9 protein-coding genes and 1 pseudogene are annotated in these 9,136 nt (G+C 70.1%); 7 read left to right on the top strand and 3 right to left on the bottom strand.

Annotation, left to right across the window (positions count from 1 at the left end; all coding sequences use genetic code 11):
* Positions 1–124 precede the first annotated feature (124 nt).
* The gene (locus ACH4E7_RS44785) at positions 125–682 is read left to right on the top strand and encodes a GNAT family N-acetyltransferase (protein WP_396254991.1); all 558 of its coding nucleotides are present in this window, start codon (positions 125–127) and stop codon (positions 680–682) included.
* A 136-nt stretch (positions 683–818) separates the two neighbouring features.
* Here ACH4E7_RS44785 and ACH4E7_RS44790 read toward each other — a convergent pair whose 3' ends face one another.
* On the bottom strand, positions 819–2,018 hold the full coding sequence (locus ACH4E7_RS44790; protein WP_396254992.1) for a hypothetical protein: 1,200 nt from the start codon (positions 2,016–2,018) through the stop codon (positions 819–821).
* 439 nt (positions 2,019–2,457) lie between these two features.
* Between ACH4E7_RS44790 and ACH4E7_RS44795 the strand changes: the two genes are divergently transcribed.
* From ACH4E7_RS44795 to ACH4E7_RS44820, 6 genes are all read left to right on the top strand, one after another.
* A complete protein-coding gene (locus ACH4E7_RS44795) occupies positions 2,458–2,886 on the top strand; it encodes a hypothetical protein (RefSeq protein ID WP_396254993.1) in 429 nt (142 codons plus the stop codon).
* A complete protein-coding gene (locus ACH4E7_RS44800) occupies positions 2,864–3,415 on the top strand; it encodes a hypothetical protein (RefSeq protein ID WP_396254994.1) in 552 nt (183 codons plus the stop codon). Before ACH4E7_RS44795 ends, ACH4E7_RS44800 begins: the two co-directional genes overlap by 23 nt.
* A 4-nt stretch (positions 3,416–3,419) precedes the next feature.
* Complete coding sequence (locus ACH4E7_RS44805; protein ID WP_396254995.1) at positions 3,420–5,201, top strand: putative T7SS-secreted protein; 1,782 nt, start codon at positions 3,420–3,422, stop codon at positions 5,199–5,201.
* Positions 5,202–5,214: 13 nt separating this feature from the next.
* Entirely contained in the window at positions 5,215–5,775 is a 561-nt protein-coding gene (locus ACH4E7_RS44810; protein ID WP_396254996.1) for a type VII secretion system-associated protein, read from the top strand.
* Between the two features lie 243 nt (positions 5,776–6,018).
* Complete coding sequence (locus ACH4E7_RS44815) at positions 6,019–6,162, top strand: CPCC family cysteine-rich protein (protein WP_396254999.1); 144 nt, start codon at positions 6,019–6,021, stop codon at positions 6,160–6,162.
* 6 nt (positions 6,163–6,168) lie between these two features.
* Positions 6,169–7,800 (top strand): ISAzo13 family transposase, encoded by a 1,632-nt coding sequence (locus ACH4E7_RS44820; protein WP_396254997.1) that lies wholly within the window; start codon positions 6,169–6,171, stop codon positions 7,798–7,800.
* Between the two features lie 114 nt (positions 7,801–7,914).
* Here ACH4E7_RS44820 and ACH4E7_RS44825 read toward each other — a convergent pair whose 3' ends face one another.
* Both ACH4E7_RS44825 and ACH4E7_RS44830 read right to left on the bottom strand, forming a co-directional pair.
* Positions 7,915–8,310 (bottom strand): hypothetical protein, encoded by a 396-nt coding sequence (locus tag ACH4E7_RS44825; protein WP_396254998.1) that lies wholly within the window; start codon positions 8,308–8,310, stop codon positions 7,915–7,917.
* Positions 8,307–9,002 (bottom strand): annotated as a pseudogene (locus ACH4E7_RS44830) (IS5 family transposase); the annotation flags it as partial. The pseudogene ACH4E7_RS44830 and the gene ACH4E7_RS44825, both read right to left, overlap by 4 nt.
* Positions 9,003–9,136 lie beyond the last annotated feature (134 nt).

Consider the following 9,136-nt stretch of genomic DNA (forward strand, 5'->3'; position numbering starts at 1 on the left):
ACCTTGTACAGCATCGAAACGACCACGCGAACATCGTGCCAGCCCAGGCCGTACCACCCCTGTCACCTGCAGCGATGACTTTTCGAGCCCGACAGCCGCCGTCCCCGCAGCCTGCAGGGCCACCATGAACACCCCCGACATACCGCTCGTCGTCCGGCGCTACGGCCCGAGCGACGCCGCCACCCTGCTCGACACCCTGGCCGACGTCTGGGCCGAGGCGCACGCCGGCCACGACGACGTCGCCCGCGCCGGGTTCACCCCCGAGACCCTGCGCCGCCAGATCAGCGGGCACGCGCGGCACGAGGAGTTCACCCTCGTCGCCGCGTTCGCGGCCGGGCAGATCGTCGGCTTCGGCTACGGCTTCCGCTGCTCCCCCGCCTACTGGTACGGCGAGCAGCTGCTGCCGCAGGTCACTCCCGAGGAGGCGCGCACCACGGGCTCCCTCGCGGGCATTTGCGAACTCGCCGTCCGCAGCGGCTGGCAGGGGCGCGGCGTCGGGACCCGCATCCACACCGCGCTGCTGGAGGCGCTCCGCACCGACTGGGTCTCCCTGCTCGCCATGCCCGGCGACCACCCCGCCCAGCACCTCTACCGCCGGCTCGGCTACCGCTACACCGGCCCTTACCAGCCCGGACCCGACGCCCCGGTACTCGACCTGCTGCTGCTGCGCACCAGCACCTGAGCCCGGCATCAGGACGTGCCCAGGGGCAATCGGTAGCACTGCGGCACCGATGTGGGCGCGCGAGGCCGACGCCGCCCAACCGGTTCCGGCCGGGCCTGGCGTTGGACCGGCCGGGACCGGCGGGGGCGGAGGCCCGCTAGATGTGCCGGAATCCTCGTGCGGGATCGCGGGCGCAGTCGGGGTCGAAGGGGGTGAACCAGTCGCTCAGGCCGAGGTTGACCATGCCGAGCATCTGGTTGACCTGGTTGCCGGGGTCTTCGATGCCGTCCATGGAGGCGTCGAACAGCATCAGGACGTCGTGGTCCTGGAAGAGAAGGTCGGAGCAGGCCTCCCAGTCCAGGTCGTACCGATGGACGGGCAGGCCCTCAACGGCGGCTGCTACGAGCCGAGGGCGGTCGGTGGCAATCTCCCGCGCTCGACTGATCGCCAGGTGCAGGGCCATCTCCTCCCCGGTACAGCCCGGCTCCAGGTCCCGCCCGGCCGTCAGGTCGGCCGCCAGGTCGTCGAAGGTCCGCGCCATCTGCCGGCGCCAGCCACTGTCCTGGCCGAAGGTCAGCCTCGGCAGACTGGCGAACAGGCCTGCGCTCTTGCGGGTGAGCTGCTCGTCCCCCAGCGCGGCCACCTCGGCCCAAGCCATCTGGCCCAGGTCCTCCAGCGCCAGGCGCAGCACCGTCCTGGTGCGCGGGGTCAGCTCCCATTCGTCCTCTTCGTCGGCCTCGTCGTACGGGTAGTCCATGCCGTGCTGGGAGAGGTCCTGGAGCCGTTGCCGGACCTGGGCGGCGGCGCGCTCGGGCGCAGCCAGGCAGGTGTCGATGACGAGCAAGCCCTCGTCGTACTCGTCGGCGGCCAGCAGTTCCGCGGCCTGGTGGAGCAGCGCAGCGCCCGGCACCGTGGCGGTGTCGGTCGTGGGGAGGACGACTGCGTAGTGGTTGTTGGTGAACCGGTCGATCAGCGCGGCCACCAGCGCGGCGGCGACGACCGGGTGCTGCCAGGGAGAGGGCAGGTCCAGGTGGTCGACCACCAGCAGGCTGTTGGGCATCTCGACGGCTTCCTCGAACTCCTGGCTGAACTGGCCGTCGGGGGTGAGGACCTGGGCCGCCACGTGGGCGAGGAAGCCGCCTTCGTCGGTCATGCGGTCGTACAGGTTGCCGCTGCGCCAGTAGAGGCAGCGTGCGGCGCGCAGGGTGCCGATGGGCTCGCCGTCGGCGTCGATGCGGGCCGACCAGACCTGCAACCCGTCCCCGGACCTGTCGGTGAGGCGGTGCTGGTGCCGGAGCTCCAGCGAGAGCAGAGCGGGGTCCACCCGCGTGCTGGTCGCGGTCGGGTGCGATGCCATCGTGCTCCCTGGTGGTGGCTGCCCCCTATGGGGGTGGGTGCCGCCAAGCCTAGGGCCTCTGGAAGCGCCGTCGACCCCGCTCGAAGGGGCCACCGCCGCCAGCTAACGGCCTTGGCCCTGCACAGTCATGACGCCGAAGCGAAGGGCGCTGCATGGTCGGGTTCCCTGGCTCTTCGACGGGGCCCGGCCTGCGTTAGGGCGACGGGCGGCAGTGCTCCGCCAGCCCAGCCTCCGACCATGCGCTTGCGGTGGGCCGCCATTCATCTCCTCGTCGCTCCGCCCTGACCAGTGGGCAGGCGCCGGATCCTCCAGTTCGCTGGTCTCCGACGGACGCTGGCGGTTTCGAGCCGGTGGAGAAAGCGCGGTCCGGCTAACCGGAGGACCGGTCTCATCTTCCCATGTATGGTTCGAGGGCAATTCGTTCCATAGGGGGTGTGGCGTGCAGAACGCGGGTCTGGTGCACCAGGTGCGGATGCTGCGCGCGGGCGCCGGGGATCCGGCGGTGCTGCTGGCACAGTTCCGGTTGAGCGCGGTGCTGGTGCCGTTGTGGGGCGATGAGGCGGTGTGGACCGCGGACGAGGGGGGTCTGCGCTGGATCCTCGCGTTCTCGTCCGAGGCGGAGCTGGCGGCGTTCGTGCGGTCGAAGGACTTGCTGCTGGACGGGTTCCCGTACCTGACGGTGCTGGGGAGCCGGCTGCTGGACGTCGCGGTGCCGGACCTGGGTGTGCCCGGGGGGATCGCGCTGGACGTGGCGGGCGGGGAACCGATGCTGCTGCCGCCGGTACGCGGGATCGTGCCTGACGAAGCGGCCCTGGACGGGCCGTCGATGACGAGGGGTGTGGACGGTGGGGGACGGCTACGGGGCTGACCCGGAGGCGCTGAAGCAGGTGGCGGCGGGCCTCAACGGGGTGATCGCCGAGCTCAAGGCGATCGGCGTGGCGGAGTACGCGGAGACCGGGCGCGGCTTCAGCCAGCTGGGGGTGACCGGGATGGAGGCCGGGTCCAGCGAACTGGCGGCGCAGTTCAAGGAGTTCTGCGACCGCTGGGAGTGGGGGGTGCGGTCGCTGGTGGCGAAGGGCAACGACATGGCCGGCAAGCTCGATCTGGCGGCGGGCTGGTACCACGACCAGGAGCAGTACGCGAGCGGCCTGTCCAAGGACGTGTTCGCCACCGTGTTCGGCAACCCCCACCAGAGCGACGAGCAGATCGAGGGCAAGTCCTGGTCGCAGGTGCTGGGCGACAACCCGATCAACGACATCATGCACCCGGACTTCTCCGGCAAGTCCTTCGACAAGGCCGGCTCCGACATCAAGCACCAGTGGAGTGATCTGGGCCAGGACCTGACCCAGGGGCCCGGCGTGGTCACCGGCCGGATCGACCCGCCCAAGGAGAAGTGACGCCGTGGGATTCCTCGACGACGCCATCGACATGGTCGACGGGGCGGTGGACCGCGGGACGAAGATCGCGGCCAAGGGCTTCCAGAAGGGCGCGCACCTCGCGGGTTCCGCGCTCGACAAGGCCGGGCTGCAGGGCGCGGGTCAGACCGTCAGCGGCTGGGGCGACGACGCCGCCGACGACGCCGGCCTCAAGGTCGCCGAGCGTCAGCTCGGCCAGAGCGACGACCCGAAGGAGCTGCTGCACGGCGACGCCAAGAAGCTGACCGAGGCCGCCGACCACCTGCAGAAGCTCCACGACGCGTTCGAGAAGGCCGGCCAGGGCATGTCCCGGCTGGACACCGACCACTGGAGCGGCCAGGCCGCCGACAACTTCCGCGCCCAGTTCGACCCCCAGCCCAAACTGTGGCTGACGGCAGCGGACGCCTGCGCCAAGGCCGGCAGCGCCCTGGCCGCCTTCGGGCACACCGTCAGCTGGGCGCAGGACCAGGCCAAGGACGCCGTCAGGATCTGGAAGGAGGCGCAGAAGAAGACGGACGCCGCCGCCAAGACCTTCATGAACGACGCGATGACGTACGACCTGCGGCTCAAGGCCTACAACGCGACCCCGGCCGACCAGCGACAGGGCGATCCGCCGGCCAAGCCTGGCGAGTTCAAGCCCCCTGCGGACGCCGCCGCGCAGTTCAAGGAGGCCGAGGACAAGCTCGACGCCGCCCGCACCCAGCGCGACTCAGCGGCCAGCACCGCGCTGACGGCCATCACCGCGCTCGCCCAGGCCGCTCCGTCGATGCCCAGCCGGACCCAGATCCTCAAGGCCGAGCTCCTGGACGAAACAAAGACCATCCCGTCGACCGGGCTCCACTTCGTGGGCGGCGTGGTGAAGGGCGTCTCCGACCTCAGCCGGCTCGCCCGGAGCGTGAACCCGTTCGACGCCTACAACCTGACGCACCCCGCCGAGTACGCCAGTGGGCTGTCGGGGCTCGCCACCGGGCTGGCAAGCGCCGTGAACCACCCGTCCGAACTGGTCAAGGGTCTGGTGGGCAGCGGCTGGGGGTCCGACCCGGCCGAGGCCGGCGGCAAGCTGGTTGGCAACCTCCTGACCGTCGGCACCACCGGAGGCGGCGGTGCCGTGGCGATGTCCGACGAAGAGGCCGCCGCCGTCATGGCCAAGCAGGCCGCCGAGCAGGCCGCGAAGGAAGCAGCCGAGAAGGCGGCGAAGGAGGCCGCCGAGAAGGCCGCCCAGGAGGCGGCGGCCAAGGCAGCGAAGGAGGCCGGGGAGAAGTCCGCCGCGCAGACCGCCGCCGTGTCCGGCGTCGACCTGTCCGGCCTCGGGGACGTCACCTGGCGCAGCAGCAACGAGCCGCTCTACCGGCTGGACGACCGCCCGCCGTCCGAGATCAAGGCCAACAACGGTCTCACCCCGTGGAACACCCACAACACGGACCTGCGCGGCTACGTGATCAAACAGGACGAGTCGGCGTTCGTCGGCGCCACCCGAGACCCGTCCCAGATGCCCGACTTCCGCAGGAAGTACATGTACGAGGTCGACGCGCCCGGCGGCATCGACGTCAACGCCACCGTCAAGGACAACCCTCACAAGAACGAGGGCGAGGTCGCCTTCCCCGGCGGCATCAACCTTGAACACATCAAGTCCTGGCGCGAGTTCAACCCCGTCAACCAGACCTGGGGGGACCCGGTGCCGAACCCGTACTACACCCCGCCACCCGGCAGCCCGCCCGTCTTCGGCGGAGCCGTGCAACCCCCGTACGTGACCCGACCGACCCCATGACCGAGGACACACCGTGACCACTCCCCAGCCCGCCGGGCCGCCCGCCCCGCCGATCACCGACGCGCTGCGCCAACGCGCCCTGTCCGCGCCCGGCAAATGGATCTACGAGATCGACCCGGCCTTCGACCCCAACGGGCAGGTCCCGCTGTACGGCATCCTCGGCTGGTGGGAGGTCGGCCCGTTCGGCGACCTCGACTGGACCGGGAACCCCGACTATCGGCCCTCCCCCAAGGCCCTGGGGATGTACCAGCCCGAGAATGACGCCGAGGCTGCGCTCCAGGCCGCGGCCACCGGCCACGGACCCGAGGACGACCTCCTCGCCGCCCTGCGCGACACTGCCCTCGCTGTCCTCGCCCACCCCCAGAGCTCCGGACTGTATGTCGAGCCCCACCCCGAGACGGCTGGCGTCGTTACCGCGTACACCTCCCCCAGCCGTCTCCCCACGGACTGGCCCGGCTACCGGCTGCTGACCGGCCGCCAGATCGCTGCCGAGGTGCCCGGCGGGCTCCTGCGCCTCAACCCCACCGCCCGCCCCTCGGTCACCGTGCCCCTGGACGACATCGCGGCCTCCTAACCGGATGGCGGCACAGCAACCTGCGCGAGCATGATTCCGGGGTGTTCACGAGTACAGCTGACCAGCGTCAGACAGCGACCCCTGGAGATCGTTTCCCAGGTGACGAGTGATCGCTTCCCAAATCTGAGTCGCTGATCGGCGCGGCACCAGGCCAGACTGGGCGCGGTGGATACCCGTCGCCCGTGCCCCTGCTGCGGTCATCTCGTCTTCGATCTGGAGGACGGATGACCTGGTTCATATGCCATCTGCCCGATCTGCTTCTGGGAAGACGACTCGGTGCAGTTCCGTTGGCCGTTCACGCCGGGCGGTGCCAACCGTGTCTCGCTCGCAGAGGCCCAGGGCGCCGTCGGAAATCTACGGGTTGCTTCCGAGACTTGGGCTCGTTGATGTGGTATGGGGCGTTTCGATGAGTTGATCGGTCCGCTGCGGGCGAAGCTGGAGGCGGTGACACCGCATCTGAATGAGCGTCAGCGCCGATTGTTGTACGGGGCGGAGGCGCGACAACTTGGGCATGGCGGGATCGCCGCGGTCGCTGCGGCGGCCGGCGTCTCCAAGGGCTGCGTCTCCCGCGGGCTGGCCGACCTGGAGAACGGTGCCGGACCTGACGGCCGGGTGCGCCGGGCGGGCGGGGGACGTCCGGCAGCGGCGGTGAAGGACCCGGGACTGCGCGCGGCGCTGCCGGCCCTGGTCGAGGACAGCACGCAGGGCGATCCGACAGGGCCGCTGACGTGGACGACGAAGTCGCTGCGGCATCTGACGGACGAACTCGTCGCCCAGGGCCGCGCGGTGGGCCGGGACACCGTCGCCGCGCTGTTGAAGGAGGCTGGGTTCAGCCTGCGCGGCAACGCCCGGGTCCTGGCGGGCAGCTCCCACCCGGACCGCGACGCCCAGTTCCGCCACCTCAACGACAAGGTGAGGCAGTTCCTGGACACTGGGGATCCGGTGATCAGCGTCGACACCAAGAGGAAGGAGCAGATCGGGCTGTTCGCCCAGGCCGGGCGGGAATGGGCCCCTCCCGGCGCCCCGGTCAAGGTCCTCGATCACGACTTTCCCACCCAGGCGGTCGGCACCGCGATCCCCTACGGCATCTACGACGTCGGGCGCAACACCGGCTACGTAGTGGTGGGCACCGACCACGACACCGCCGCGTTCGCGGTCGCCGCCCTGCGCCGCTGGTGGAAGGAGGAAGGCAGCCTCGCCTACCCGCACACGCGCCGGCTGCTGGCCAGCGCGGACGGTGGCCGCTCCAACAGCTCCCGCGCCAAGGCCTGGAAGGCCAACCTCGCCGTCCTCGCCACCGAGACCGGCTTGGAGATCAGCGTGTGCCACCTGCCGCCCGGCGCATCGAAGTGGAATAAGGTCGAGCACCGCCTGTTCTCGTTCATCTCGATGAACTGGCGCGCCCGTCCGCTGACCAGCCTCGAGGTCGCCCTCAGCCTGATCGCGGCCACCACCACGAGTGGCGGCCTGCGCGTGACCGCCCGACTGGATGAGGGGGTCTACCCCACCGGCATCGAGATCGACGCTCAGCACGCCGCCGCGCTCACCATCGACCCCGATGAGTTCCATGGCGAGTGGAACTACACCATCCCACCCCAAGCCGGCGTCCCCGCTGTGCCGCTCCAGCCGCCCGGACGCCGGGCCCACCCCCGCCTTGCCCACACTTTCGACTCCGCCTTGGCCACCCACCCCGTGCTGACCGGCATGCCACGCGACGTCCTCGACCAACTCGTCGCCCAGGTACGCGAACTGGCCGACGCGCTGCCGCCGAAGCAGCGCCCCCACCACCGTAAGCTCGCCGTCGAGAACATCGTCTGGGCCACCGTTCTCGACCAGCGCGGACTGCCCTGCTCGCTGATCGCCCACCTCTTCCGCATCGGCGAGAACCAGATGCGCGCCCTCCTTCAACAGGCCCGCCCCCTGCTTCAGCAGCACGGACACCACGCCGAGCCACTGCCCGTCCGCCTCGTCGACCCCTGCGAACTCGCCAGATACGTCATGCATGCGACATCAACGACCAGTTGACGCGACACGCACCATTAATTAATCGACGGGCCCCTCAGCGGAACTTTCAGAGGGCGGTTCGTGAGTTGATGTCCGTTTCGAGGTGGGGTTGGGGCAGGGCTGCTGGTCGTGGGGCTACTGCTTCCTGGTGAAGCTGCCAGGGTCGATCTCGGTGAGAACGTCGAGTTTGACGAGGCGTTTCAGCTTGGCCCTGGTGCCTTCGATGTTCTTCGGCACGAGTTCGTGATCGAGGGCTTCGCAGACGTCGCGGGCCCGAAGGGGGTCGGTGGCCTCGTGGAAGAGGGCGAGGATGCGGGGGTAGTCCGGGTGCTCGGGCGGGGACGTCCGGGCCGGGAGGCGGTCGGCGAGAGCGGTGACGGTCTTGCGGGTGATCGCGAGGTGTTCGAGCTGGGTCTCGGCCTCCCGCAGCCGGCCCTGCAGTTCCTCGATCTGCGTGCGGAGGTCGTCGGCCAGGGCCTGGGCGGCGTCTTCCTGCATGTCGAGCGCGTCCAGGAGGGGCTGGATGCTCATGCACTCACCGCCTGCGGGTCGCGCCAGGTGGGCGTGTTCGCGCAGGTGAGGCGGCGGGCCATGACCTGGGTCATCGCCCAGTAGACGCGTGAGGCGGAGGAGGAAGAGCGGTGCTCGTAGTCGCGGACCAGGCGTCGGTGCAGTATCAGGATCCCGAAGGTCTGTTCGACCCTCCAGCGTTTCGGCTGCGGGACGAACCCGCGGTCCTGCGGGTTGCGTTCGATGATCTCGACGTCGATGCCCAGGCTGGTGCCGTGTGCGGTGACCTGGTTCTTGAAGCCCTGGTCGACCAGGGCCTTGCGGACGGTGCCGCCGGTGTGTTCGGCGACCTGGTCCAGCAGGGCGATGCCGGCGGCGTTGTCGTGCGTGTTCGCTGCGAGGACGATGACGGCGATGACGAGGCCCAGGACATCGACGGCCAGGCCCCGCTTGCGGCCGGGCACCCGTTTTGCCGGGTCCCGGCCGGTCGTGGAGGCGGGGACCCCGGCAGCCACGTGGACACTCTGTGTGTCCAGGACCACCAGGGTCGGGTCCTCTAATCGGCGGGCACGCTCGCGGACCTGGCAGCGCAGGAGTTCATGGATGACCTGGTCAGTTCCGTCGTCACGCCAGGCGGCGAAGTAGTAGTACGTCGCGCTCTTCGGCGGCAGGTCGTGAGGAAGGTAGGTCCACTGGCAACCGGTTCTGCCCTGAGCTTGATTTTTAAGCCGCCGCTGCGATCTTGGCGTGGCGGGCTTCGAGCGTGGGTTCGCGTTTGACGGTCTTCCCGACGTCGTAACGGGGCGCCGGCCTGCGATTCTTCGTGCCGGGTGGTCGCCCTGGGCCG

This window comes from Kitasatospora sp. NPDC018058, from assembly GCF_044327205.1.
GTDB lineage: Bacteria > Actinomycetota > Actinomycetes > Streptomycetales > Streptomycetaceae > Kitasatospora.

Bases quoted from the DNA above. Each gene is read 5' to 3' on its own strand.
- ACH4E7_RS44785 (WP_396254991.1), top strand. From the start codon at position 125: ATGAACACCCCCGACATACCGCTCGTCGTCCGGCGCTACGGCCCGAGC.
- ACH4E7_RS44790 (WP_396254992.1), bottom strand. From the start codon at position 2,018: ATGGCATCGCACCCGACCGCGACCAGCACGCGGGTGGACCCCGCTCTG.
- ACH4E7_RS44820 (WP_396254997.1), top strand. From the start codon at position 6,169: ATGGGGCGTTTCGATGAGTTGATCGGTCCGCTGCGGGCGAAGCTGGAG.
- ACH4E7_RS44825 (WP_396254998.1), bottom strand. From the start codon at position 8,310: ATGAGCATCCAGCCCCTCCTGGACGCGCTCGACATGCAGGAAGACGCC.